Source organism: Sodalis sp. RH20, assembly GCF_047324205.1.
In the GTDB taxonomy this organism is placed as follows: Bacteria; Pseudomonadota; Gammaproteobacteria; order Enterobacterales; family Enterobacteriaceae; genus Acerihabitans.
Window position 1 is genome coordinate 293,218 of sequence record NZ_CP178733.1, and the last position, 26,057, is coordinate 319,274.

Genomic DNA, 26,057 nt, shown 5'->3' on the forward strand with positions numbered 1-26,057 from the left:
GCTGATGGCGCTTAACGCCTTAACGCGTCGCTCAGTTCTTCGCGCATCGCGCCCAGCATGGCCTTGACCACGCGCGGGTTGCCCGCCACCAGGTTACCGGAGACCAGATGGTTATGGCCGCCGACAAAATCGGTGACCAGGCCGCCGGCTTCACGCACCAGCAGCTCGCCGCCGGCGTAGTCCCAGGGTTTCAGGCCAATTTCAAAAAAACCGTCTACCCGGCCGGCCGCCACATAGGCCAGATCCAGCGCGGCGGAACCGCTGCGACGGAAATCGGCGCATTGCTTGAACAGCTTGCCGACAAGGTTCATATAGGTGGCGGAGTGCTGTTTTAGCTTAAATGGGAAACCGGTGGCGATGATCGCCCCTTCCAAATCGCGGGAGGTGCTGCCGCGCAGGCGATAGCCGTTCAGCTGGGTGCCCTGGCCGCGGGTGGAGGTGAACAGTTCATTGCGCATGGGATCGTAGACCACGGCCACTTCGGTGCGGCCTTTAATGCGCACGGCGATGGACACGGCGAAATGCGGGAGGTGCTTGATAAAATTGGTGGTGCCATCCAGTGGGTCGATAATCCATTGTACATCGGGGTCTTCGCCTGCCAGTTCGCCGCATTCTTCACTGATGATGGTGTGCTGGGGATAAGATTTGCGGATAACTTCGATGATTAAACGTTCCGCCTCGCGATCGACGTTGGTCACGAAGTCATTATCGCCTTTCTGGCTGGCTTCGACGGCATCGGGGGTTTCATAATGTTTGGCAATTAAATTACCCGCCTTTCGCGCAGCGCGAATGGCGATGTTGAGCATCGGATGCATGGATATCGTCCACTAAGATGTTAAAGAACTAAAACGGCGCAGATTATAGCAGAGCGCCAGCAATATGCCTACGGCTGTGATAAACTATTGACCATAATTCCTTTGCCTTGAAAGTCTATGCTGCACAATATCCGCGTCGTCCTGGTTGAAACTTCCCACACCGGCAATATCGGTTCCGCCGCCCGGGCCATGAAAACCATGGGATTAAGCAACCTGTACCTGGTCAATCCGCTGACGAAACCCGATTCGCAGGCCATTGCCCTGTCGGCCGGCGCCAGCGACATCATCGGCAACGCCACCCTCGTCGATACCCTGGACGAGGCCCTGGCCGGCTGCAGCCTGGTAGTCGGCACCAGCGCCCGCTCGCGCACCTTGCCCTGGCCGATGCTGGAGCCGCGCGAATGCGGCGTGAAATGCGTGCAGGAAGGCGAACATGCGCCCGTGGCGCTGCTGTTTGGCCGCGAACGCGTCGGCCTGACCAACGACGAATTGCAAAAATGCCATTTTCATGTGCAGATCCCGGCCAATCCGGAGTACAGTTCCTTAAACCTGGCGATGGCGGTGCAGATCCTGGCCTATGAGGTGCGCATTGCCTTTCTCGAGCGCCAGCAGGCCGGCGTGCCGGAAAACCACGAACCGTCGCCTTACCCGCTGGTGGATGAGCTGGAACGGTTTTACCAGCATCTGGAGCAGGTGCTGGACCAGACCGGTTTTATCCGCAAGGCGCATCCGGGGCAGGTGATGAACAAGCTGCGCCGCCTGTTTGCCCGCGCCCGGCCGGAAAGCCAGGAGCTGCATATACTGCGCGGCATCCTGACCTCCATCGAGCAACAGCATAGGTCTCATGACGGGACACTGTGATATCGGACGGGAATACTTGAGTAAAACGGTTGGTTAAATAGTTGACTAAATTAGTCAGGAATGGCAGACTTTTACGATATTTCACCCACCGGGACCACCATTATGAGACTGACATCCAAAGGCCGTTATGCGGTTACCGCCATGCTCGACGTTGCGCTGCATTCCAACGAGGGGCCAGTTCCCCTTGCTGAAATTTCCGAACGCCAGGGCATTTCCCTCTCTTATCTCGAACAGCTGTTTTCCCGCTTGCGCAAGCATGACCTGGTGGCCAGCGTGCGCGGACCGGGCGGCGGTTATCTGTTGGGCAAGGCGGCGGATCAGATTGCCGTCGGCGCCATTATCACCGCGGTCGATGAATCCGTCGACGCCACCCGTTGCCAGGGAAAAGAAGCCTGCCAAAACGGCGAACGCTGCCTGACCCACACCCTGTGGCGCGATCTCAGCGTGCGCATCAGTGATTTCCTCAATAATATCTCTCTGGCCGAACTGGTCAATAACGAAGAAGTCCTGGACGTGGCCGATCGGCAAAACAACGATATCCGCCGCACCGCTACCGCCAACGGACGTATACAGGAAACCATTAACGTTAATCTGCGCGCATAAGCAGAAATACGACGGCTGCGATATACGCAGTGTTTCAGGGGCATATGAGCAATGAAACTACCGATCTACCTGGATTATTCCGCCACCACGCCAGCCGATCCGCGTGTGGCTGAAAAAATGATGCAGTATCTCACCATGGACGGTACTTTCGGCAATCCCGCTTCCCGCTCGCACCGTTTTGGCTGGCAGGCCGAAGAAGCGGTGGACATTGCGCGCAACCAGATAGCCGAGCTGGTGGGCGCCGACCCGCGCGAAATCGTGTTTACCTCCGGCGCGACAGAATCCGATAACCTGGCGATCAAAGGCGCGGCCACCTTTCACCAAGGGAAAGGCCGCCATATCATCACCAGTCAAACCGAACACAAAGCCGTGCTTGATACCTGCGCCGAGCTTGAGCGCGAGGGTTTCGAGGTCACTTACCTGGCGCCGCAGCGCAACGGTATTATTCTGCTGCAACAGGTGCAGGACGCCATGCGCGCCGACACCATCCTGGTGTCCATCATGCACGTCAACAACGAAATCGGCGTGATACAGGATATCGCCGCGCTCGGCGAGCTGTGCCGCAGCCGCGGCATACTGCTGCATGTGGACGCCACCCAGAGCGTCGGCAAGCTGCCTATCGATCTCAGCCAACTGCACGTTGATCTGATGTCTTTTTCCGGCCATAAAATTTATGGGCCGAAAGGCATCGGCGCGCTGTATGTTTGCCGTAAGCCGCGGGTACGCATTGACGCCCAGATGCATGGCGGCGGCCATGAGCGCGGCATGCGTTCCGGCACGTTGCCGGTGCACCAGATTGTCGGCATGGGCGAGGCCTACCGCATCGCCAAAGAAGAAATGGCTACCGAAACGCCTCGCCTGCGGGCTCTGCGCGACCGCTTGTGGCAGGGGCTGAAGGATATCGAGGAAATCTATCTCAATGGCGACCTGGCGCAGGGCGCGCCAAATATTCTTAACGTCGGTTTTAACTACGTGGATGGCGAATCGCTTATCATGGCGTTAAAGGATCTGGCGGTGTCGTCCGGGTCCGCCTGCACGTCCGCCAGCCTGGAGCCGTCCTACGTGCTGCGCGCCCTGGGCGTGGAAGACGAGCTGGCCCACAGCTCCATTCGTTTTTCGCTCGGGCGTTATACCACTGCGGAAGAGATCGACTACGCCATCCAGGTGGTGCATCAGGCCATCGGCCGCCTGCGTGAGCTTTCGCCGCTGTGGGGCATGTACAAACAGGGCGCGCAGCGCAGCGGCGCCGACTGGGTCCGCCGCTAAGCGGCTCCTGTCATCTCCTTGTCATCCCGGCTGGTCATCCTGGCCGGTGATAACGTCCGCCCTTTCAGGTAATATCCTGTCAAATCACGATTAACCGTCACCGCGCGGGATACGCACGGCATGGGATTAAACATAAAAACTCTAGGAGCCTGGTTATGACAACCGAAGCGATGCCGGTGATGCTGGCAACCACCCCCGCCGACGCCCGCTGGGGCGAAAAAGCGCTGCTGAGCGTGAACGATCGCGGCATGACCATCCACCTGACGGGCGAAAACCGTCTGGCGGCGATCCAGCGCGCGGCGCGCAAAATCGACGGGCAGGGCGTCCGGCATGTGCGCCTCGACGGCGAACTCTGGGACCTCGAGGGCTGCTGGTCCTTTTGGCAAGGCTATCGCGGGCCGAAGGGACAGCGCGAGGTATCCTGGCCCGAGCTTGAGGCCGCGGCCAGGCTGGAGCTGGATAACCGGCTGAAGATCATCGACTGGGTACGCCACACCATTAATACCCCGGCGGAAGAGCTGGGGCCGGAACAGCTGGCGCAGCGCGCGGTGGATATCATGTGCTCCGTCGCCTGCGACGACATCAGCTATAAGATCACCAAGGCCGAGGATTTGCGCGACAAAAACTATATGGGTTTGCACACCGTCGGCCGCGGTTCCGATCGCCAGCCGGTGCTGCTGTCGCTGGACTATAACCCGGGCGGCAATCCCGACGCGCCGGTGCTGGCCTGCCTGGTGGGGAAAGGCATTACCTTCGATACCGGCGGCTATAGCCTGAAAGGCAGCAGCTTTATGGATTCGATGAAGTCCGATATGGGCGGGGCGGCCACGGTGACCGGCGCGCTGGCGCTGGCCATCGCCCGCGGCCTGAAACAGCGCGTGCGTCTTTATCTGTGCTGCGCCGATAATATGGTCAGCGGCAACGCCTTCAAGTTAGGCGATATCATCCGCTATCGTAACGGTAAGAGCGTCGAGGTGATGAATACCGACGCCGAGGGGCGGCTGGTGCTGGCGGACGGTCTGATCGACGCGTCGGCGAAAAAACCGCGCATTATCATCGACTGCGCCACGCTGACCGGCGCCGCCAAGACCGCGCTGGGCAATGATTTCCACGCCTTGTTCAGCTTCGACGATGTCCTGGCCCAATCGTTGCTGGAGAGCGCGGCGGCGGAAAACGAACCGTTCTGGCGCCTGCCGCTGGCGGAGTTCCATCGCGCGCAGCTGCCGTCCAATTTCGCCGACCTGAGCAACGTGGCGGGCGCGGCGCATAGCGCCGGCGCCAGCACCGCCGCGGCGTTCCTGTCGCACTTTGTCGAAAACTACCGTCAGGGCTGGCTGCATATCGACTGTTCCGCGACCTATCGCAAGAGCGCCGTGGACCAGTGGTCGGCCGGCGCCACCGGACTGGGCGTCCGCACCCTGGCCAACCTGTTGCTGGCCCAGGCGGCGGAATAATAGGGCATTTGGCGGCACACCGGCGGCCCTGAGGCCGGTTATGCTGTCGCCTTGGTTTTCCCTGGCCGCCGTGCGGTGACCCTGCCGGCGGCCGGGACGTGATTGCAGGAAATACGTCATGAAAGCATCCCTCGATAATGCGCTGGAACAGGCGCTGGCGCTGGCGGCCAACGAACCGGCCCATCGTCCGGCCTTTTTCAGTCTGTTGCTGGAATCCACGGTGTATGTCCTCGGCGACGCGGGGGACGGCTGGATTGCCGGCGCCGCCCGCCACGACGGGGAACAGCCGGTCAATTTGCAGCACTGGGAAAAACCGGACGGCACCACCGCCATTCCTTTTTTTACCTCACTTGACGCGCTGCAACAGGCCGTGAGCCAGACCCAGCCGTTCCTGGCGCTGCCCGCCCGCACCCTGTTTGCCATGACCTCCGGTGCGGAGCTGTTCCTGAACCCTAAGCTGCCGTACGGCAAAGCCTTCGGGCCGGATGAAATTACCGCCCTGATGATGAATGAAGGCGACGCCTTGACCGAGCGGGAGATCCTGGAGGGTGAAATGCGTATTACGCTAAGCGATCCGGCGGAAAAACCCGCGCAGATGATCGACTCGCTCACCCGGCTATTCGCGGATATCAAGCAGGTGCGCCGGGCGTTTGTCGTCCAGGTGCAGGACTCCCCGCAGGAGAAGCCGCACTGGCTGATTGGGCTGGAGTGCGAGGGCGATGAGGAAGCGACCATCCAGGCGGTGGGACGGGTTGCCACCGATACCGCGCCGGACGAGGAGCCGGTGGATATCTGCCTGGTCGGACAGGAGGAACCGGGCATCAGCCACTACTTTATCCATCATATTACGCCGTTTTACGAGCGCAAATGGGGCAGTTGGCTGCGTACCGTGCGCGACAGCGGCAAACATTGACATCGCGTCCCCGCGCCGGGGACGCCGCCTGTGACGGCAAAACACTGCCGGCGCGCTACGCGTTATTCTCCCTGCCCGCCATGCCCGTTTCGGACGTCACGCCAACTCAGCCGGCGACGGGGACATCGTCCCGACCGCCCCATTCGCTCCAGGACCCGTCGTACAGCGCCACATCCTCCACCCCCAGGGCCGTCAGCGCCAGCACCACCACCGCGGCGGTAACACCGGACCCGCAGCTGGCCACCAGCGGCCGGCGCAGATCCACCCCCGCATCGGCGAACAGCGCCCGCAGCGCGTCATCGGATTTTAACCGCCCGTCCGCCACCAGCGTGCTCCAGGGCACATTGACGCTGCCGGGGATATGGCCCATGCGCAGGCCGGGACGCGGCTCAGGCGCCTGTCCGCTGAAGCGGGCGGCGGGGCGGGCATCGACAATCTGCGCCGACCGTTCGGCGATGAGGCGCCGCATCTGGGCGATATCCCGGACTTTATCCGCGGCAAACCGGCCCGTAAAGACGCCCGGCGCCGCGGGCACCGGACCCTGCGCCAGCGGCAGGCCGGCCTGCCGCCACCCCGCCAGTCCGCCCGCCAGCAACGACACCTGTCCGACGCCGGCAATACGCAGCATCCACCATACCCTGGGCGCGGAAAACAGCGAGCCGTCGTCGTAAATCACCAGGTGCTGGTCATCGCTGATGCCCAACTGCGCCATATCGCGGGCAAAATCCTCCGGGCGCGGCAGCATATGGGGCAGGGGGCTGGCGTTGTCCGAGAGGGCTTCCACATCAAAAAAAACCGCCCCCGGCAAATGTCCGTCGAGATACTCCTGATAAAGGTCGCGCGGCCCCTGGTAGCCTGGCGGCAGCATACGGGCATCGATAACCCTTACCTCGGGATCGTCCAGGCGCTCGGCCAGCCAGTCTGGGGCAACAAACAGGGATGAATTCATGCGGGCTCTCCGGTAACGGCCCGGCGGGCGCAGAGGCGCCCGCCGCGCAGCGGTAAGATAACCGGCATTGTCAGCGATTTTTCCGCGCCGGACAAGAGGAAGACGGCGCTGGCCGCCGCCGTTATCCGCATGCCGGCGCCGAAACCGGCTTTGCACGGCCTAAACGCGGAAAATGACGGATAGGACGCGTTTTCGTCCCGATGATAATGTTAACGTCCTGCGCATAAATTGCGTCGGCCTCAAGCACTTAGCCCCCGGCGGCGTCCCGGCGGGACAATCTCGCCGGTTGGATGAAAATTACGCTAGAATTTATTTTTTATTTATGGAAAATAGAATAGCCCCTTGAAAAGTAGGGAATAAGCTGCATTTTTTTTAATGGAATGTTGCATTTCTGGTAGGCAAGCGGCTGTCCGATCCCTATAATCTGCGCCACTTAAACAGGCCGGTATAACAACTGATTAACCCGGTCTTCCATTGCTGTGTAACATAGAGGTCATAATGTCGATAGAACGTACTTTATCCATCTTAAAACCCAATGCGGTGGCAAAGAATGCCATTGGCGCGATTTTTAACCGTTATGAAAGCGCCGGTTTTACTCTGGTTGCAGCAAAAATGTTGCACCTTACCCGCGAACAGGCTGAAGGTTTTTACGCCGAGCACCAGGGCAAACCCTTCTTTGATGGACTGGTGGGTTTTATGATCTCCGGACCGGTTATGGTCCAGGTACTGGAAAGTGAAAACGCCGTGCACCGTCACCGCGACATCATGGGCGCCACCAACCCGGCCAACGCCCTGGCCGGCACCCTGCGCGCCGACTACGCAGACAGCTTTACCGAAAACGCGGTGCATGGTTCCGACTCGGCGGAATCCGCCGCGCGGGAAATTGCTTATTTCTTCAGTGATGACGAAATCTGCCCGCGCACACGCTAAGCGTCGCGCATTATCGATAAAAAAGCCGGGCTTATGCTTTTAAGCCGCGCGGCTCTGCGCTAAAATCTATTTCCAATGCGCCCCGGATCAGGAGTTGACGAGGAGTTAGTCCGCACTCTCTCCGGGGCTTTTTTTATCTTTTCCACGCCATAACGTGTAATAACGAGGCATTTCTACATTATGTCAGAACAACTTATCACCGCGGCAGTCTCGGACGCCTTGTCCGACGCGCCCGCATCGGCGCCACCGGCTGGCGCGTCCGCCCATCAAAAACTGAACCTGCTGGACATGAACCGCCAGCAGATGCGGGAATTCTTCGCCGGCCTGGGTGAAAAACCCTTTCGCGCCGATCAGGTGATGAAGTGGATGTATCACTATTGCTGCGATGATTTCGACCAGATGACCGACATCAACAAACATCTGCGCGCCAGGTTAAAAGAGCTGACCGAAATCCGCGCGCCCGAGGTGGCGACCGAGCAGCGCTCCACCGACGGCACCATCAAATGGGCCATCAAGGTCGGCGACCAGCAGGTGGAAACGGTCTATATCCCGGAAGACGATCGCGCCACCCTGTGCGTGTCGTCGCAGGTGGGCTGCGCGCTGCAATGCACTTTCTGCTCCACGGGCCAGCAGGGGTTCAACCGCAACCTGCGCGTATCGGAAATTATCGGCCAGGTATGGCGCGCCGCCAGGATTATCGGCGCCGTCGGCGTCACCGGCCAGCGTCCGATCACCAACGTGGTGATGATGGGCATGGGCGAACCTCTGCTGAACCTCAACAATGTGGTGCCGGCGATGGAAATCATGATGGACGATTTTGGCTTCGGCCTGTCCAAGCGCCGGGTGACGCTGTCGACCTCGGGCGTGGTGCCGGCGTTGGATAAGCTCGGTGAAATGATTGACGTGGCGCTGGCTATTTCCCTGCACGCGCCCACCGATGCCATCCGTGATGAAATCGTGCCGATTAATAAAAAGTACAATATCGAAACGTTCCTCGGCTCGGTGCGGCGTTACCTGGATAAATCCAATGCCAACCAGGGACGGGTCACGGTGGAATACGTCATGCTGGATCATATCAACGACGGCACTGAACATGCCCACCAGCTGGCGGAATGCCTGAAAGACACGCCGTGCAAGATCAACCTGATCCCCTGGAATCCCTTCCCCGGGGCGCCCTACGGCCGTAGTTCCAACAGCCGCATCGATCGGTTTTCAAAAGTATTAATGGAATATGGTTTTACCACGATCGTGCGTAAGACCCGGGGCGACGATATCGACGCCGCCTGCGGCCAACTGGCCGGCGACGTCATCGATCGCACCAAAAGAACGCTGCGCAAGCGTATGGCGGGCCAGCCGATTGACGTCAAGGCGGTTTGACGCCGGGAAACGGCATCGGGATTGAGTCCGCGCGCCTTGATTAACGGCATGGACGCTCACAGAACAGGATAAAGGGAACAAGCATGACGCTGACGCGGTTAAGTGGGATAGCAGCAGTAGTGGTTATTGCCTTATTGAATGGATGCGCCGGCGAAAAACCGCCGACCGATGTTTCCGCCCAGTCCGCGCAAACGCGTTTGCAGCTGGGCATGGAGTACCTGGCCGCCAATAACCTTGACGCGGCGCGGCAAAATCTCGCCAAGGCGGTTAAAGCGGCGCCGGACGATTACCGTACGCAGCTGGGCATGGCGCTTTATGAGCAGCGGGTCGGTGAAAACGACGCCGCTGACAGCCGTTACCGGCTGGCGCTGAAACTGGCGCCGCAAAACGCCACTGTTCTGAATAATTACGGTGCGTTTTTATGTAGTTTAGGGCAGTATGTACCGGCGCAACAACAGTTTGCCGCCGCGGCGCAAGCGGCGGATTATGGTCTGGTTGCCGACAGCCTGGAAAACGCCGGTTATTGCTTTTATAAGGCCGGCCAAAAAGAAGAGGCGCGGACGTTGCTTAGCCGCGCGCTAAAATACGATCCGGAGAAAGGCGTGCCTTTGCTGGCGGAAGCAGACCGGCAATTCAGTGAAGGGAAAGGCGACAAAGCACAACTATTATTGGATGTTTATCAGCATATTCTTCCGGCAAGCGCTGAAAGTTTATGGTTACAGATTCGTTTCGCTGCGTTAGCGGGACGCCAGAATGACGTACAACGTTATGGCGCACGGCTTGCGCGAAGTTTTCCACAATCTAAACAGTACCAGCAGTTCCTAGCTAATGAATACTGAAGCCCTCCAAGATCAAGCAGTACCGACGACGACAGGCGGACGCCTGCGTCAGGCCCGTGAACAAATGGGTTTGAGCCAGCAAGCCGTGGCGGAACGCCTGTGCCTGAAGGTCACTACCGTCAGGGAAATAGAAGAGGATAAAGCCAACCCCAACCTGGCCTCGACCTTTTTACGCGGCTACATCCGCTCCTATGCCCGATTGGTCCATGTCTCTGAGGAAGAACTCCTGCCGATGATGGCGAAACAGGCGCCGATCCGGGCCTCGAAGGTTGCTCCGATGCAGAGTTTTTCCCTCGGGAAAACCCGCAAAAAACGGGACGGCTGGCTGATGGGGTTCACCTGGCTGATTTTATTCGTGGTCATCGGCCTGACCGGCGCGTGGTGGTGGCAAAATCACCAGGCGCAGCAGCAGGATATTACCGATATGGCCGATCAGTCCTCCAACCGGCTCGCGACGGGGGCGGATAGCGATAATACCGCCGCCGCCCAGAACGGCGGCGATAATACGTCCACCGACGAGGTGGGGCAACCCCCCGCCGACCAGCCTGCGGAGAGCGAAGCACATTCGGTGCCGCTAGCCCAGTCGCCCGCCGCGGCGCAGCCCGCCACGCCCCAGCCCGCCACGCCCCAGGGCGCGGCCGTGCCGGCCCCCAACAGCGCGGCAAGCTCCGCCCCCACGCCCGCCCCGGCTGAATCACAGCCCGCGCCGGCGCCGTCCGACACCACCGCCGGCGGCGGACTGGTGATGAATTTTACCGCGGATTGCTGGCTCGAAGTCTCGGATGCCAGCGGCAAGAAGCTGTTCAGCGGCACCCAGCGCAGCGGCGGCAAGCTTAACCTGGCGGGTCAGGCCCCCTATAAATTGAAAATCGGCGCGCCGGCCGCGGTACAGATTGAGTTCCAGGGCAAGCCGGTTGATCTTAGCCGTTATGTCAGGTCAAACCAGGTTGCCCGATTTACAATAGCGGCTAACTAAGCTTCTGTTCGGCAATTATGGAGAGAACATAATGCATAATAAAGCACCCATTAACCGCCGCAAATCGACCCGGATTAACGTAGGCAACGTGCCCATCGGCGACGGCGCGCCTATTGCCGTGCAGTCGATGACCAATACCCGCACCACCGACGTGGCGGCGACGGTGAAGCAAATCCAGGCGCTTGAGCGCGTGGGCGTCGATATCGTGCGCGTTTCCGTACCCACCATGGATGCGGCGGAGGCTTTCCGGCTTATCAAGCAGCAGGTCAATGTTCCCCTGGTGGCCGATATCCATTTTGATTACCGCATCGCGCTGAAAGTGGCGGAGTACGGCGTCGATTGCCTGCGCATCAATCCCGGCAATATCGGCAGCGAGGCGCGCATCCGCTCGGTGGTGGACTGCGCCCGCGATAAAAACATCCCGATCCGCATCGGCGTCAACGCCGGCTCGCTGGAGCGGGATATCCAGGAAAAGTATGGCGAACCCACGCCCGAGGCCCTGCTGGAATCGGCCATGCGCCATGTGGATATCCTGGAAAAACTGAATTTCGACCAGTTTAAGGTCAGCGTCAAGGCGTCCGACGTTTTCCTGGCGGTGCAGTCCTACCGCCTGCTGGCCGCGCGCATCGAGCAGCCCCTGCATCTGGGCATTACCGAAGCGGGCGGCATGCGCAGCGGCTCGGTGAAATCCGCCATCGGCCTGGGGATGCTGCTGAGCGAGGGCATCGGCGACACCCTGCGTATCTCGCTGGCGGCCGACCCGGTTGAGGAAGTGAAGGTGGGATTCGATATCCTCAAGTCCCTGCGCATCCGCGCGCGCGGCATCAATTTTATCGCCTGCCCGACCTGCTCGCGGCAGGAGTTTGATGTCATCGGCACCGTCAACGCCCTCGAACAGCGCCTGGAGGACATTGTCACGCCGATGGACATCTCGATTATCGGCTGCGTGGTCAACGGTCCGGGCGAAGCCCTGGTCTCGACCATCGGCGTTACCGGCGGCCATAATAAAAGCGGTTTCTATGAAGACGGCGTGCGCCAGCGGGATCGTTTTGATAACGAGCAGATGATAGATCAGCTCGAGGCTAAAATTCGCGCTAAGGCGGCAATGCTTGATGAAAGCAATCGCATTACCGTTAATTTGATTGATAAGTAACTCAAAACCCGAAGAGAATCGACATGGCAAAGAACATCCAGGCCATTCGCGGCATGAACGACTATTTGCCGGAAGATACGGCTGTCTGGCAGCGCATTGAAGGCACGCTTAAGAACGTCCTGGCCGGTTACGGTTATAGCGAAATTCGCCTGCCCATCGTTGAGCAGACGCCCTTGTTCAAGCGCGCCATCGGCGAGGTAACCGATGTCGTGGAAAAAGAGATGTACACCTTCGAGGATCGCAACGGCGAAAGCCTGACGCTGCGCCCGGAAGGCACGGCGGGCTGCGTGCGCGCGGGGATTGAACACGGCTTGCTGTACAACCAGGAACAGCGGTTGTGGTATATTGGCCCGATGTTCCGCTATGAGCGCCCGCAAAAAGGCCGCTATCGCCAGTTCCATCAGCTGGGCGTCGAGGTGTTCGGCCTGGCGGGGCCGGATGTCGATGCGGAGCTGATTTTGCTGACCGCGCGCTGGTGGCGGGCGCTGGGCATCGACGGACATGTGGCGCTGGAACTGAATTCCATCGGCTCGCTGGACGCGCGCGCGCGGTATCGCGAGGCGCTGGTGGCTTTCCTCGAGCAGCATGAGGAGGCGCTGGACGATGATTGCCGCCGGCGCATGCATACCAATCCGCTGCGCGTACTTGACTCCAAAAATGCCGGCATCCAGGCCTTGCTGAACGATGCGCCGGTCTTGACCGACTACCTTGACGACGAGTCGCGCGAACACTTTGACGGCCTGTGTGAACTTTTAGCGCGGGCCGGTATCCCATATACGGTTAATCCGCGTTTAGTGCGCGGCCTGGATTATTATAACCGTACCGTTTTTGAATGGGTCACCACCAGCCTTGGCGCGCAGGGCACCGTCTGCGCCGGCGGCCGTTACGACGGGCTGGTCGAGCAACTGGGCGGGCGCGCCACGCCGGCGGTAGGGTTTGCCATGGGGCTGGAGCGCCTGGTGCTGCTGGTGCGGGAAGCGAACCCGCAGTTCAAGCCCAGGGCGGTGGTGGATGTCTACCTCATTTCCTCCGGCAATGAGACCCAGGGCGCGGCAATGGCGCTGGCGGAGCAAATCCGCGACGCCTTGCCCGACCTGCGGTTAATGACCAATTACGGCGGCGGTAATTTTAAGAAGCAGTTCGGCCGGGCCGACAAATGGGGCGCGCGCCTGGCCCTGGTGCTCGGTGAGGACGAAGTCGCCGCCCAACAGGTGGTGATGAAGAATTTGGCCACGGGCGACCAGGAAACGCTGGCGCAAAGCGATGTCGCGGCGCGCCTGGCATCGATATTAGGTTAAGGAGAAGGACCACGTGGAAGTCTACAGCTCGGAAAACGAACAGCGCGAAGCGCTCAGTCGGTTCTTTGCGGATAACGGTAAAGCGCTGGTTATCGGCGTGGTCATCGGTATCGCCGCGTTGGTGGGCTGGCGTTATTGGCATAACCATCAAAATGACGCCATGATGGCGTCGTCTGCGTCATGGCAGCAGGTGAACACGGCGCTGACCCACGACGCCGCCCCGCCCGCCGTCGACGCAGCGCAGAAATTCGCCGACGCCAACAACAATAATTATGGCGCCCTGACCTCCATGGATCTGGCGCGTTTTTATGTGGATAACGGTAATTTCGCCGCCGCCGAAAAGCAGCTGCAAAAAGCGCTGACCCAGACCAATGAAGAAAACCTGCAGGCGCTGATAAACATTCGTCTGGCGCGTGTCCAGATCGAGGCGAAAAACGTCGACGGCGCGCTGAAGACCCTGGAAAAAGAAACGCATGCCGGCTGGTCGGCATTAGTGGAAGATGCCCGTGGCGACGCGCAGGTCATCAAAGGCAATAATCAAGCGGCGCGTGAAGCGTACGATAAAGCGCTTAAAGCGAACCCGCCTCAGGCATTACAAGCCTTGTTGCGCATGAAACTGAATAACCTGTCCAGCTAAGAGGGACCCCATGCAATTGCGTAAAACATTTTTCGTAGGTCTGATTTCCGTTGCCTTGCTCAGCGGCTGTTCCTGGTTTAGCGGTGAAGAAGATGTGGTGACCATGTCCCCGCTGCCGAAAGTGGACAATCAGTTTCAGCCTACCCAGGTATGGAGCCGCTCGGTCGGTAATGGTACCGGCGAGTTTTACTCCAACCTGCGTCCCGCCTGGCAGGATAACCGCGTGTTCGCCGCGGACCGCCGCGGTACCGTAACCGCGATGGATATTGATACCGGCAAGGAAATCTGGTCGGTGGACCTGTCGGAAAAGACCGGTTTCCTGTCGCGTAATCTTCCCGCGCTGTTATCCGGCGGCCTGGCCGTGGCCAACGGGCATGTTTTCGTCGGCAGCGAAAAGGCCCAGGTCTATGCGCTGAACGCCGAGGACGGCACCATCGCCTGGCAGGCCAAGGTGGCGGGCGAAGCCTTGTCGACGCCGGTGGTCAGCGACGGCCTGGTGCTGGTCCATACCAGCAACGGCATGCTGCAGGGTCTTAACGAAACCGACGGCGCCGTGAAGTGGACGGTTAACCTCGATATGCCGCCGCTGACCCTGCGCGGCGAATCGGCGCCGACGCCGGCGTTTGGCGCGGCCATCGTCGGCGGCGATAACGGCCGGGTCAGCGCGGTGATGATGACCCAGGGCCAGCTGATCTGGCAGCAGCGTATTTCCCAGCCGAGCGGCGCGACGGAAATCGCGCGTCTCGGTGATGTCAACATGACGCCGGTGGTGGTCAATAACGTGGTCTACGCGTTGGCCTATAACGGCAACCTGGCGGCGCTGGATCTGCGTTCCGGGCAAATTATCTGGCGCCGTGAAATCGGTTCGGTCAACGATCTTATCGTCGAAGGCGGCCGCATTTACCTGGTCGATCAGGACGATCGCCTGATTGCGCTGGATACCCAGGGCGGCGTTACCCTGTGGCGCCAAAGCGAGCTGCTGCACCGCAACCTGACGTCGCCGGTGCTGTTCGACGGGTATATCGTCGTTGGCGACTCGGAGGGCTATATGCACTGGATCAATACCGACGACGGACGTTTTGTCGCGCAGGTTAAGGTGGACAGCTCCGGCTTGCAAAGCAATCCGGTGGTTGCCGGCGGCAAGCTGCTGTTGCAGGCCAACGGCGGCGAGGTGTACGCCTTTACCCGCTAATGCCTGTGCTTATCCGCCGCTGACGTCTGGGCGCGCGGGTCATTAACGGCTCCTGACATGTTCAGGAGCCGTTTTGTCTTATATAATCAGCCTGATTAAGTGCTGAAACAGAAAAATTACCTGATGAGGTTGTAACAATGATACCTGTCGTCGCGCTGGTCGGGCGCCCGAATGTAGGAAAATCCACCCTGTTTAATCGGTTAACGCATACCCGCGATGCGTTGGTGGCGGATTTTCCGGGGCTGACGCGTGACCGCAAGTATGGTCGTGCAGAATGGGAAGGCCATGAGTATATCGTCGTTGACACCGGCGGTATCGACGGCACCGAGGATGGCGTCGAAACCCGTATGGCCGGGCAGTCGCTGGTGGCGATCGAGGAAGCGGATATCGTGCTGTTCCTGGTCGACGGCCGCGCCGGACTGATGGCGGCGGATCAGGGCATTGCCAAACACCTGCGCAGCCGGCAGAAAACCACGGTGGTGGTAGCCAACAAAACCGACGGCATTGATGCCGAGAGCGCGGTGGGCGATTTTTATTCCCTCGGGCTGGGTGAAGTCTTCGCCATTGCCGCCTCCCATGGCCGCGGCGTTAGTGCCCTGATGGAAGAAGTCTTGCTACCGCTGGTAGGCGATGGCGGCGCGGTCGAGGAGCCTATCGAGTATCCCGGCATGGAACCCTGGACCGAAGAAGACGAGGACGATTACGAAATCCCGCAGGACGAGGAAGAAGCGTTCGATCCGCAGTCCCTGCCGATCAAGCTGGCCATCGTCGGGCGTCCTAATGTCGGCAAATCCACCCTGACCAACCGTATCCTGGGCGAGGATCGCGTGGTGGTCTACGATATGCCGGGCACAACCCGCGACAGTATCTATATCCCCATGGTGCGCGACGAGCGGGAATATATCCTTATCGATACCGCCGGGGTGCGCAAGCGCGGCAAGATTACCGAGACGGTGGAGAAATTCTCGGTGATCAAGACCCTGCAGGCCATCGAAGACGCCAACGTGGTGCTGCTGATTATTGATGCCCGCGAGGGGATTTCGGATCAGGACCTGTCGCTGCTGGGCTTTATCCTTAACAGCGGGCGATCGCTGGTGATCGCGGTGAACAAATGGGACGGCCTGACGCAGGAGATCAAGGACGAGGTCAAGGAAACCCTGGATATGCGTCTGGGCTTTATCGACTTTGCCCGGGTGCACTTTATTTCCGCCCTGCACGGCAGCGGCGTGGGCAACCTATTCGAATCGGTGAATGAAGCCTATCGTTGCTCCACCAAGCGCATCAGCACCGCGATGCTGACCAAAATCATGCAAATGGCGGTGGAAGAGCATCAGCCGCCGTTGGTGCGCGGGCGCCGGGTGAAACCGAAATATGCCCATGCCGGCGGTTATAATCCGCCGATTGTGGTGATCCACGGCACCCAGGTCAAAAACCTGCCGGACTCCTATAAACGCTACCTGATGAATTATTTCCGCCGCTCGCTGGAAATCATGGGCACGCCGATCCGTATCCAGTTCAATGAAGGGGAAAACCCGTTCGCCGGCAAGCATAACAAGCTGACGCCGAACCAGATGCGTAAACGCAAGCGTTTGATTAGTCACATTAAAAAAAGTAAATAAGCACGCGATGCCCACCGGGTCCGCGCTAAGCGGGTGAATTGCGGCCGGGTGCGGCTACACGTGGGAAAGGGGGAGGCGATCATGACGCCACGGTGTCCGGTATGCGCCGGTCCGATGCAGGCCGACGGCGAAGATCAGGTTTGCGAGCATTGCCGTCGCCGCTTTCAGGCGCAGGCTATCTGTCCCGACTGCGGGCAGCCCTTGGACGTGCTTAAGGCCTGCGGCGCGGTGGATTATTTCTGTCCGCGCGGCGACGGCCTGATTTCCAGGAAAAGGGTGGACTGGCATTACGCCGCGCTTTAAAACGTCCCCTTTTGCCATAAAATTTCCAATTCCGGCGGCGCGCTGCTCTCCGGCACCACGATTTCGGCCTGTGCCGGCTGCGCCTCTCCCGGCGGTTGGCCGACGATCAGGATGCGGTAAAACCGCTGATCGCCGCTGCCGGGCGCGCGGTTCTGCCCGCTGTGCTGGGCCAGCAGCGCCACGCGGCTGACCAGATGGCACAACTGCTCCCGCTGCGCCGACGACAGGTCGCACAGGGCAAAACGCTGTTGGGCGGCAAGCTTGGGAATATAGGCAAAGCCCCCCTCGCGCGACAGTTCAATCACCGCATGCTCGTTTAATAAAGATAACAGGTCCATCAGGCTCTCCCGGCATTATGTCAACGCAACACCCACTCCGGGCCGCATGCCGGCCCTTGCCGAGGCGAACGGCACGGGCCTTAAGACAATACGCCCACCTCGCGCCAGGCCTGCTCCACCGCCTTGGCCTCTTTAGCGGCAAAACGCTCGCCGGCGTGTTTCACGGTCAGTCTGGCGAAAGCGGCGAAGTCGGCGTTTTGTTTTAACTGGCTATCGCACAGCGTGGCGTACCAGATAGCCCCCGCTTTTTCCCAGGCATGGCCGCCCAGGGCTATGGCCGCCAGGTAAAACGCCCGGTTGGGAATGCCGGAGTTGAGATGCACGCCGCCATTGTCCTCGCGGGTGTGCACAAAACCGGCCATGTCGGCGGGCTGGGGATCCTTGCCGAGCACCGGGTCGTCGTAGGCGCTGCCGGGCTTGGCCATCGAGCGCAGCCCTTTGCCCTTGATGGTGGCGGCCAGCAAACCGGCGCCAATGATCCAGTCGGCCTGTTTGGCGGTTTGTCCCAGGTGATATTGTTTCACCAGCGAACCGAAGACGTCCGACAGCGACTCGTTAAGCGCGCCCGCCTGTTCAAAGTAGATTAAATTCGCCTCGGATTCCGTGACGCCGTGGGTTAATTCATGGGCCACCACGTCGATAGCGATGGTAAATCGGTTAAATATTTCACCGTCGCCATCGCCAAATATCATTTGTTCACCGTTCCAGAAGGCATTTTGGTAATCGGTACCGTAATGCACGGTGCCGGTCAGCGGCAACCCTTTGGCGTCCAGCGAGTTGCGCTGGAACACCTGCCAATAAAAATCGTAGGTGACGCCCAGGTAATCGTAGGCTTCATTGACCGCAACGTCGTTCCCCGCCGTCTGGCCTTCCCGCCGCACCGCCTTGCCGGGCAGGTTAGTGGTGTTATGCGCGTCATAAATGGCGCGTTCCACCGTGCCGGCTTGCGCCGTCGGCTGGTAACGGGCCGCCACCGGGTTCTGTCCCATCAGGCTATAGACATGGTTCAGGGTATGCCGGGCATACTGGCGCTGGTGTTCGCTGCCTTTTTCGATAATGCGCCGCAGTATATAGGGTGGAATAACGCTCAGGTGCCGCCGGTATAGGTTTTCCATTTTACCCCCTATCAATAATTAGCATTTTATTAAAGTATAGGGGTTTTTATCATCGCGACCAAAGCGGATCGCTAAGCCTTGGCTGCCGGCAGGTCGTTGCCGGTGGCGGGCGGCGCGCCAGAAACCGGGCTCACCCGCCGCGGGGCTAGCGTTGGTATTTGATAAAATCGGTCTTATGGGCCACCTTGTCATACAGTTTCATGGCGGAATGGTTCGTGGTGCGCGTCGTCCAGTACACATTGGCCATGCCGTGGCTGTCCGCATGGGCGTAAACCCGTTCGATCAGCTGCCGGCCCGCGCCTTTGCCGCGCGCCGATTCCTCCACATACAGGTCCTGCAGGTACACGACTTTTTCATGATACCAGCCGTGATCGTGCACGATACAATTGACCAGGCCGATAAGATGCCCCTGCAACAGCGCCACATAGGCAAACATGCCGGGGCAGGCCGGGTCGAGCAGGCGCGCGAAGGTATGCTCATATAGCGCATCGTCGCGGATGGTGGAGTAAAAACTTAAATAACGGCGCCAGAGGAATTTCCATTCCTCTTTATCTGCAAGCGTCATGGGACGGATAACTATCCTGGTATCATCAGTCATGGGCGCCTCCCCGGTCCGGTATGGTCGAGGTTGATACCGGTGTTGGCGATAAAATGGCCGCGCTGTCAAGGGATACCCGCCGCCAACGTAACCTGTAATCATATTCCCGCTCACAGAGCAGATAATCCTGATGCACGCTCGGGCTCCAGGAGTCATCGCCGCCCACGCCCATATGGCGGGCGTCCAGATGCAGCCACAGGCCCGGTTCCGGTCGCAGCAAATGCCAGTGGGTGGCGCGGGTGAGCTGCCCGGTGCCGTAGGGGCTAAGGGAAAAATGAAAATTGCCGTCGATCCGCCAGTCGCCGAAGGCCACTTCACGGGTAAAACAGCGCAGGCCGTTTTCCACCGGGAAAATATAAGGCGTATACATCTTATCCAGCGGCAGGCGCCAGCGGGAGAATTGCGCCGAGGCGAGGCGATCGGGATAGTTTTCGTGCGGCCCCAGCCCCAGCCAGGACACCTCCTGCGCGCCGGGGGCGAGCTGGCATGCCGCGCCGACGCGCGCCAGGGGCGGCAGGGACGGCGACACCACCACCCGGACCCGGTTTTCCATCTGGCCGGCATGGTCGATGGTCGTGTGCCAGTGGCTTTGCAGCAGCAGGCGATCCTGGTGGAAATAGCCGTGTACCGCCTCGAACACAACCCGATCCGCCAATTGATCGGCGCAAAGCCGCAGGCAGCGGTGCTCAAGGTCATACAGGCCGGCGGCGCGCCAGCGCTCCACCCAGGCGTTGGGGTCGACGCAGTCCGCTTCGCTGATGCCGATATCGTTATCCAGCGGCGCGCGGATAAACTGATCGGTCAAGGGACTGAGCAGACCCGGCGCGTCGCCGCGATACCACTGGGTTAACTGGCCGCGCTGTTTATCCACCATCCAGCGCTGATCGTGATGGCGGACGATAAACTCGCCGGCATTCTCAGTCAGACTGGGCGTTTCGTCCGTCGGGCGGGAGGGGCCGGGGACGATGGGCGCCATAAACCCGCGGGCCAGTTTCCAGTGCGCCCAAGCCGCCTGATGTCCGGCGGGGGACCAGGGGGTGGCGGCAGGCTGCTCGACGCTGACGCGCAGATACCATTCGCCCGCCTTTTCCGCCTGCGGCGGAAGGTCGCCTAACGTCAGCGCGGCGTGTTGCCCCGGCGCCAGCCGCAGCGGCGTCGCGCCGCTTAACAGCGGATCGCCGTCGCATTCAAGGGTCCAGCGCAGCAGCTCGTTATCGCTGGCGCGAAACAGATATTCGCTGGCGACGTCTATTTTCAGCGGCCGGGTGTCCAGCAGGCGGAACTGGAAAAACTGCTGCTGGTGCTTTGCCTCCACCAGGGCCGGATGAGGGGTGCGGTCGGGAAACACCAGGCCGTTAAGGCAGAACTGGCGATCGTTTGGGGTATCGCCGAAATCGCCGCCGTAGGCCCAGAACATCCGGCCTTCGCCGTCCTGGCGCTCGAGCGCCTGATCCGCCCAGTCCCAGATAAAGCCGCCCTGCAGGCGCGGATGCTGGCGGAAGGCGCGCCAATACGCGGCAAAACCACCCAGGCTGTTGCCCATGGCGTGGGCATACTCGCATAAAATCAGCGGACGCTGCTCATCGGGCAGGCCGATCCATTTTTTTATCGACCATTTCGGCACCGCCGGGAACGGCTGATCTTCATCGACGCGCGCATACATCGGGCAGATGATATCGGTGGCGCGGGTATTGGCCCCGCCCCCTTCATACTGCACCGGCCGGCTGGGATCATGGGCTTTCACCCACTGATACAAGGCGTCATGGGTGGCGCCGTGGCCGGACTCGTTACCCAGCGACCAGATGATGATGCTGGCATGATTGCCGTTGCATTGCACCATGCGCGTAACCCGTTCGCTGAATGCCGCAAACCAGGCCGGGTCGTCGGCCAGCCGGCTCATGGGTTCCATGCCGTGCGTTTCGATATTGGCTTCATCCACCACGTACAGGCCATACCGATCGCATAACCGATACCACAGCGGATGGTTGGGGTAATGCGAACAGCGCACCGCGTTGAAATTATTCTGTTTCAGCAACAGGATATCCCGGCGCATCGTTTCTTCGTCCATGACCTGGCCATGGGCCGGGTGATGCTCGTGACGGTTAACGCCGCGGATCAGCAGCGGCTGGCCGTTAAGGCGCAGCAGGCCGTCGCGTATCTCCACCCGGCGAAAGCCTACGTCATATGCCTCGGCTTCCACCAGCGCGCCCCGGCCGTCGCGCAGCGCCACCACCGCCCGGTATAAATCCGGCGTTTCGGCGCTCCACAGGCGCGGCGCGGCCACCGGCAGCGCCAGGGTAACCCGCTCCGGATAGCGGCCGCGCTCGTCGATTATCGCGCTGCCGAGCGCAGAACATTGAGCGGCCACGCGCAGGTCACCCCGCCAGAGGGCGACCTCGACGCTATAGTCCGAGGCGGCGCCGGCGGCCTGAGGGGTAATCGCGATGTCCACGTCCAGCACGGCGTCATGCAACAGGGCATCCAGCCGGGTGTGAATACGGATATCCGTAAAACCGACCGGCGGTTTATGCAGCAGGGACACCGGGCGGAAAATGCCGCTCATACGCCACATATCCTGATCTTCCAGATAGCTGCCGTCGCTCCAGCGCAACACTAAAACACAAAGCCGGTTGCGGCCCTGATGCACATAATCGCTCAGGTCAAATTCCGCCGGCAGGCGGCTATCCTGCGAATACCCCACCCAGTGTCCGTTGCACCACAAATAAAACGCCGAATTAACGCCGTTGAAAATAATCCGCGTCCGGCCCTGGCCGGCCCAGCCGTCGGGCAGCAGAATATCCCGCGAATAGCAGCCAGTGGGATTATCCTCGGGCACATAGGGCGGATTGACCGGGATAGGGTATTTGACATTGGTATAAATGGGCCGGTCATAACCGGCGGTTTGCCAGTTTGACGGCACGGCCATGGCCTGCGCGCCGGGCAGATCGTCCTCCAGCCAGCTTTCCGGTACCGCCTGGGGGCGTGGGAAATAGCTGAAACGCCATTCGCCGTCCAGGGAACGGCGTTGTTCGCTTTCGGTGTCCCGACGCGCCAGTTCCTCGTCGCGCCAGCTATGGAAGGGCGGATGGGCGGGCAGCCTGCGGTAATGGGTCGCGCCGGGATTTTGCCAATCCCCGCGCGCCAGCACCGCCGCCAGCGAGGATAACGACGATGCCGGGCTGTTTTCTTGTGTCGGGGATAGCGGCATGGCATACCTTCTTTAGGGTGATGATTGCCCGGGCGTCTTTGGCGGTGATGCCATGGCCGGCAGGGAAAGCATGTACTTTGTTCACATAGTATTTCAGTTAAATGCCAATGTATACGCCATCGCCAAACGGCGGACAGGGGCGTTCAGGGTCCGTGCACCCGGCCGCCGGGGCAAGGCGGCTTGGCGGGGGAAAAAACGCGATGACCGCCGGGCGCTTGCTTGCCGCGGCGGGCGGCCGGCGCATAGCCGGGCGCTGTGCGCGCTAGATGGCTTTGGGCAAGGTATCCCACAGGCCGGCGGACCCTGCGGCGCTGCCCTGGGTAGCCTCGACGCAGGCCAGCTGCAGGATCCCGCTGGTATAGGCGCGTATTTTATTGGTCATTTCAACGCTGCCGTCGAGCGGGCGGCCGTAGGAGGGGATGATTTCCTGGAGCTTGGCGCGCCAGGCGGGGGAGGCTGCCTGCTCTTTGAACATGCTCTCAAGCAGTTGCAGCATAATCGGCGCGGCGGTCGAGGCGCCGGGCGACGCGCCAAGCAGCGCCGACAGACTGCCGTCCGCCGAGCTGACCACCTCGGTGCCGAACTGCAGGATGCCGCCTTTCCTGGCGTCTTTTTTAATGATTTGCACCCGCTGGCCCGCGTCGGTCAGTTCCCAATCCTCCAGCCTGGCCTCGGGATAATATTCCTTCAGCGCCGCCAGCCGTTTTTTATCCGACATAAACGATTGACTCACCAGGTATCCCAGCAGGCCGAAATTATCCAGGCCGACACGGATCATCGGCATCAGGTTCTGCCACGTCAGCGAACCGAACAAATCAAACCAGGAGCCGCGTTTAAGGAATTTACTGCTGAACGTGGCGTAGGGGCCGAACAGCAGGGTGCGCTCGCCGTCCAGCATGCGGGTATCGATATGCGGCACCGACATCGGCGGCGCGCCGACCGACGCCTTGCCGTAAACTTTCGCCAGATGGCCGTTGACCACCTCAGGCCGGGTGGTCACCAGGAACTTGCCGCCCACCGGAAAGCCGGCATAACCCCGGGCTTCGGGAATGCCGGATTTTTGCAGCAGCGTCAGCGACGCGCCGCCGGCGCCGATAAAAATATGGCGTGCGCGCACCGAGCTTTGCCGGCCGTTGTTGTTCAGGTCGGCGACTTTTACCGTCCAGGTACTGTCGTCGTTGCGGCTGATATCCAGCACGTCGTGGCGCAGGTGCAGGTTAACGTTCGGCCGCCGTTCCAGCGCGGCGAGCATCTGCCGCGTCAGTTCGCCGAAGTTGACGTCGGTGCCCATGGCCATGCGCGTGGCCGCCACCTTTTGGAACGTGTCGCGGCCCGCCATGATCATCGGCGCCCACTGCCTGATGACGTGGCTGTCCTCGGTATATTCCATGCCCTGGAATAACGTGCTGCCCTGCAGCGCGGCATAACGCTTGCGCAGGAAATTAACGTTTTCCTCTCCCCAGACAAAACTCATATGGGGAACGTTATTAATAAAGGATTTGGGGGCGCCGAGAATATTATTTTTTACCAGATAGGCCCAGAATTGGCGGGAAATTTCATACGCCTCGTTGACCGCCACCGCTTTGGTGATATCAATCGAGCCGTCGGCCATTTCCGGGGTGTAATTTAACTCGCAGTACGCCGCATGGCCGGTGCCGGCGTTATTCCAGCCATTGGAGCTCTCTTCCGCGGTCTTATCCAGACGCTCATACATATTGATGGTCCAGTCTGGCTCAAGTTCCTTAAGGTAGGTTCCAAGCGTAGCGCTCATGACTCCACCGCCGATCAGGACAACATCCACCGGGGCGTTATTCGCAGCCGTTTGCCGTTGGGACGATGCCAACAAATTCATGCAAAGGGGTGCGATGAAATGCTCGTTCATGCGCAGTGTCTCTATTTAAGAAAATTAAGTATACCGCAGGGCAATATTATTGAGGTTGCTTTGAGCCCAATACTGTCTGCTTAGCGTTTTTGATTCTATTAGCCGTCAACGGCTAAGTAAACTAAAAAGTGATGTTATCACCTGGTTAAGATACATAAAGCTTATAGGTTGTAAATGGTTGATAAACAGGTGGTTGTCCAAAGGTGATGATTAATTTTTACCTTTCATTAACAAATGCTTACTCTCTTTTTATCAGGACAAAAAAGGCATTTTAAGTGTAATCTGCGATGGTTTACCCATTAGGCAGCCGGATCCTCTCTATTACGGGAATAATTAGCAGCTCGTCATTTCACCCTTTTTTTCCCTGGCGCAGAAGTTGTTTTCATGGCGGCTGGATTGATATTATTTTTGCTACTCGGGAGCACTACGGCGACGTGTGGGTAATTATTTCCGCCAATCCATGGCCATCACAGATCTCAGGAAGGATATGACAAGCACCCCGACGGATTCGGCTGACGGCAGCCGCTACTGGCAACAAAATTTGTTTGTCTGCGTCTTTGGTTCGTTCACCACCATTATCGCCATGACCCTCCTGCTGCCGTTCCTGCCCCTGTATGTAGAACAGCTGGGCGCAACGACCCACGCCGCCATCAGCCTCTGGTCGGGCCTGGCCTATGGCGCCACCTTTTTCAGCGCGGCGCTGACCGCGCCGCTGTGGGGACGCCTGGGCGATCGCTATGGCCGCAAGCTGATGCTGATCCGCGCCAGCCTCGGCATGGCGGTCGCCATGACGCTGCTGGGCATGGCGCACAGCGTCTGGCAACTGGTGGCGCTGCGCCTGCTGGCCGGCCTGCTGGGGGGCTATGCGTCGGGGTCCATGATCCTGGTGGCGACCCAAACCCCCAAAGCGCGCACCGGCTGGGCGCTGGGCGTCCTGTCTTCCGGCATCATGGCCGGTAATTTCATCGGTCCGCTGATAGGCGGCACCCTGCCGCCGCTTATCGGCATCCGCGCCACGTTTATGGTGGCCGGCGCGACGATTTTTATCTCCTTCCTGGCGACGACGTTTTTGTTGCGGGAAGAACCGGGCGCCACCATCAGGCGCAAAAAAGAGAGCGTGCCGGAGGAGGCCGCCGGGTTTACCCGGCCGGTGCTGGCGATGCTGATTACCGGCGCGCTGCTGATGGTGGCCAATATGTCCATCGAGCCGATTATCACCCTGTACGTGGCGCAACTGGTGGCGTCCACGCAGGTGACGTTTGTCGCCGGACTGGTGATGGCCAGCGCGGCGCTGGGCAGCATTGTCTCCGCGTCCTGGCTCGGCAGGCTGGCCGATCGCAACGGGCCGTGGACGGTGATAATCGGTTGCCTGCTGGTCGCGGGGTTATTGCTGATCCCGCAGGCGATGGTCACCCGCGGCTGGCAACTGGTGGTATTGCGCTTTTTTATGGGCGTGGCGCTGGGCGGGCTGCTGCCCTGTATCGCCAGCGTTATCCGCCATAACGTGCCGGACAAGATTGCCGGCAGGATGCTGGGTTATTCCACCTCGGCGCAATATGTCGGCCAGGTGGCGGGACCGCTGCTGGGCGGGGTTATCGGCGGGCATTTTGGTATGCGGCCGGTGTTTTTCGGCACCTGCGCATTGCTGGTGATTGGCGCGGGCTATAACGCTTTTGCCCGCCTGGCCTCTGCGCGCGGTAATCAGAAATAATCAGGCGTCCGGGGGCCGGC

At 60.1% G+C, this 26,057-nt stretch carries 23 protein-coding genes; 16 read left to right on the forward strand and 7 right to left on the reverse strand.

The window, feature by feature from the left end:
* Positions 1 to 11 precede the first annotated feature (11 nt).
* Complete coding sequence (gene suhB / locus ACL2XM_RS01405) at positions 12 to 815, reverse strand: inositol-1-monophosphatase (RefSeq protein WP_331122451.1); 804 nt, start codon at positions 813 to 815, stop codon at positions 12 to 14.
* Positions 816 to 932: 117 nt separating this feature from the next.
* Between suhB and trmJ the strand changes: the two genes are divergently transcribed.
* The 5 genes from trmJ (at position 933) to sseB (ending at position 5,912) form a co-directional block, all read left to right on the forward strand.
* The gene (trmJ, locus tag ACL2XM_RS01410; RefSeq protein WP_410013999.1) at positions 933 to 1,676 is read left to right on the forward strand and encodes a tRNA (cytosine(32)/uridine(32)-2'-O)-methyltransferase TrmJ; all 744 of its coding nucleotides are present in this window, start codon (positions 933 to 935) and stop codon (positions 1,674 to 1,676) included.
* A gap of 102 nt (positions 1,677 to 1,778) precedes the next feature.
* Positions 1,779 to 2,279 carry a Fe-S cluster assembly transcriptional regulator IscR gene (gene iscR, locus ACL2XM_RS01415; RefSeq protein ID WP_413721180.1) on the forward strand — a complete coding sequence of 167 codons (501 nt, stop codon included), beginning with the start codon at positions 1,779 to 1,781 and terminating at the stop codon, positions 2,277 to 2,279.
* A gap of 51 nt (positions 2,280 to 2,330) precedes the next feature.
* The gene (locus ACL2XM_RS01420) at positions 2,331 to 3,545 is read left to right on the forward strand and encodes an IscS subfamily cysteine desulfurase (RefSeq protein ID WP_413732163.1); all 1,215 of its coding nucleotides are present in this window, start codon (positions 2,331 to 2,333) and stop codon (positions 3,543 to 3,545) included.
* Between the two features lie 155 nt (positions 3,546 to 3,700).
* Positions 3,701 to 4,999 carry an aminopeptidase PepB gene (gene pepB / locus ACL2XM_RS01425; RefSeq protein WP_413732165.1) on the forward strand — a complete coding sequence of 433 codons (1,299 nt, stop codon included), beginning with the start codon at positions 3,701 to 3,703 and terminating at the stop codon, positions 4,997 to 4,999.
* Positions 5,000 to 5,117: 118 nt separating this feature from the next.
* Positions 5,118 to 5,912 carry an enhanced serine sensitivity protein SseB gene (sseB, locus tag ACL2XM_RS01430; protein ID WP_413732166.1) on the forward strand — a complete coding sequence of 265 codons (795 nt, stop codon included), beginning with the start codon at positions 5,118 to 5,120 and terminating at the stop codon, positions 5,910 to 5,912.
* 106 nt (positions 5,913 to 6,018) lie between these two features.
* Here sseB and sseA read toward each other — a convergent pair whose 3' ends face one another.
* A complete protein-coding gene (gene sseA, locus ACL2XM_RS01435) occupies positions 6,019 to 6,861 on the reverse strand; it encodes a 3-mercaptopyruvate sulfurtransferase (RefSeq protein ID WP_413732168.1) in 843 nt (280 codons plus the stop codon).
* A gap of 498 nt (positions 6,862 to 7,359) precedes the next feature.
* Between sseA and ndk the strand changes: the two genes are divergently transcribed.
* The 10 genes from ndk to ACL2XM_RS01485 all read left to right on the forward strand — a co-directional run bounded on the left by ndk (position 7,360) and on the right by ACL2XM_RS01485 (position 17,185).
* Entirely contained in the window at positions 7,360 to 7,791 is a 432-nt protein-coding gene (gene ndk, locus ACL2XM_RS01440) for a nucleoside-diphosphate kinase (RefSeq protein WP_331122459.1), read from the forward strand.
* 180 nt (positions 7,792 to 7,971) lie between these two features.
* Entirely contained in the window at positions 7,972 to 9,168 is a 1,197-nt protein-coding gene (locus ACL2XM_RS01445; protein ID WP_410014005.1) for a bifunctional tRNA (adenosine(37)-C2)-methyltransferase TrmG/ribosomal RNA large subunit methyltransferase RlmN, read from the forward strand.
* An 83-nt stretch (positions 9,169 to 9,251) separates the two neighbouring features.
* Positions 9,252 to 10,007 (forward strand): type IV pilus biogenesis/stability protein PilW, encoded by a 756-nt coding sequence (gene pilW, locus ACL2XM_RS01450; RefSeq protein WP_410014006.1) that lies wholly within the window; start codon positions 9,252 to 9,254, stop codon positions 10,005 to 10,007.
* Entirely contained in the window at positions 9,997 to 10,983 is a 987-nt protein-coding gene (gene rodZ / locus ACL2XM_RS01455; protein ID WP_413721175.1) for a cytoskeleton protein RodZ, read from the forward strand. The genes pilW and rodZ overlap by 11 nt, the downstream gene beginning before the upstream one ends.
* A gap of 31 nt (positions 10,984 to 11,014) precedes the next feature.
* Positions 11,015 to 12,136: a flavodoxin-dependent (E)-4-hydroxy-3-methylbut-2-enyl-diphosphate synthase gene (gene ispG, locus ACL2XM_RS01460; protein WP_413721174.1), complete on the forward strand. Its 1,122-nt coding sequence runs from the start codon at positions 11,015 to 11,017 to the stop codon at positions 12,134 to 12,136.
* Positions 12,137 to 12,159: 23 nt separating this feature from the next.
* The gene (hisS, locus tag ACL2XM_RS01465) at positions 12,160 to 13,434 is read left to right on the forward strand and encodes a histidine--tRNA ligase (RefSeq protein ID WP_410014009.1); all 1,275 of its coding nucleotides are present in this window, start codon (positions 12,160 to 12,162) and stop codon (positions 13,432 to 13,434) included.
* Between the two features lie 13 nt (positions 13,435 to 13,447).
* Positions 13,448 to 14,071 carry a YfgM family protein gene (locus ACL2XM_RS01470; RefSeq protein WP_410014010.1) on the forward strand — a complete coding sequence of 208 codons (624 nt, stop codon included), beginning with the start codon at positions 13,448 to 13,450 and terminating at the stop codon, positions 14,069 to 14,071.
* A gap of 10 nt (positions 14,072 to 14,081) precedes the next feature.
* Entirely contained in the window at positions 14,082 to 15,263 is a 1,182-nt protein-coding gene (bamB, locus tag ACL2XM_RS01475; protein ID WP_410014011.1) for an outer membrane protein assembly factor BamB, read from the forward strand.
* A gap of 137 nt (positions 15,264 to 15,400) precedes the next feature.
* Positions 15,401 to 16,882 carry a ribosome biogenesis GTPase Der gene (der, locus tag ACL2XM_RS01480; RefSeq protein ID WP_413721173.1) on the forward strand — a complete coding sequence of 494 codons (1,482 nt, stop codon included), beginning with the start codon at positions 15,401 to 15,403 and terminating at the stop codon, positions 16,880 to 16,882.
* An 81-nt stretch (positions 16,883 to 16,963) separates the two neighbouring features.
* Complete coding sequence (locus tag ACL2XM_RS01485) at positions 16,964 to 17,185, forward strand: zinc ribbon domain-containing protein (RefSeq protein WP_410014013.1); 222 nt, start codon at positions 16,964 to 16,966, stop codon at positions 17,183 to 17,185.
* Here the strand turns inward: ACL2XM_RS01485 and ACL2XM_RS01490 are convergent.
* The 5 genes from ACL2XM_RS01490 to mqo all read right to left on the reverse strand — a co-directional run bounded on the left by ACL2XM_RS01490 (position 17,182) and on the right by mqo (position 24,326).
* On the reverse strand, positions 17,182 to 17,523 hold the full coding sequence (locus ACL2XM_RS01490; RefSeq protein WP_410014014.1) for a protealysin inhibitor emfourin: 342 nt from the start codon (positions 17,521 to 17,523) through the stop codon (positions 17,182 to 17,184). The two genes, ACL2XM_RS01485 and ACL2XM_RS01490, sit on opposite strands and share 4 nt — an antisense overlap.
* Before the next feature lie 80 nt (positions 17,524 to 17,603).
* Positions 17,604 to 18,638 (reverse strand): M4 family metallopeptidase, encoded by a 1,035-nt coding sequence (locus ACL2XM_RS01495; RefSeq protein WP_413721172.1) that lies wholly within the window; start codon positions 18,636 to 18,638, stop codon positions 17,604 to 17,606.
* A 145-nt stretch (positions 18,639 to 18,783) separates the two neighbouring features.
* A complete protein-coding gene (locus ACL2XM_RS01500) occupies positions 18,784 to 19,236 on the reverse strand; it encodes an N-acetyltransferase family protein (RefSeq protein WP_413721171.1) in 453 nt (150 codons plus the stop codon).
* Positions 19,229 to 22,444, reverse strand: a complete 3,216-nt coding sequence (locus ACL2XM_RS01505; protein WP_413721170.1) for a beta-galactosidase — start codon at positions 22,442 to 22,444, stop codon at positions 19,229 to 19,231. The genes ACL2XM_RS01500 and ACL2XM_RS01505 overlap by 8 nt, the downstream gene beginning before the upstream one ends.
* Before the next feature lie 262 nt (positions 22,445 to 22,706).
* Positions 22,707 to 24,326 carry a malate dehydrogenase (quinone) gene (gene mqo / locus ACL2XM_RS01510; RefSeq protein ID WP_413732169.1) on the reverse strand — a complete coding sequence of 540 codons (1,620 nt, stop codon included), beginning with the start codon at positions 24,324 to 24,326 and terminating at the stop codon, positions 22,707 to 22,709.
* A 487-nt stretch (positions 24,327 to 24,813) separates the two neighbouring features.
* On the opposite strand from mqo, the gene ACL2XM_RS01515 reads away from it, so the two are divergent.
* Positions 24,814 to 26,037, forward strand: coding sequence for an MFS transporter (locus ACL2XM_RS01515; RefSeq protein WP_413729654.1), 1,224 nt, complete (start codon positions 24,814 to 24,816; stop codon positions 26,035 to 26,037).
* The last annotated feature ends 20 nt before the right edge of the window (positions 26,038 to 26,057 follow it).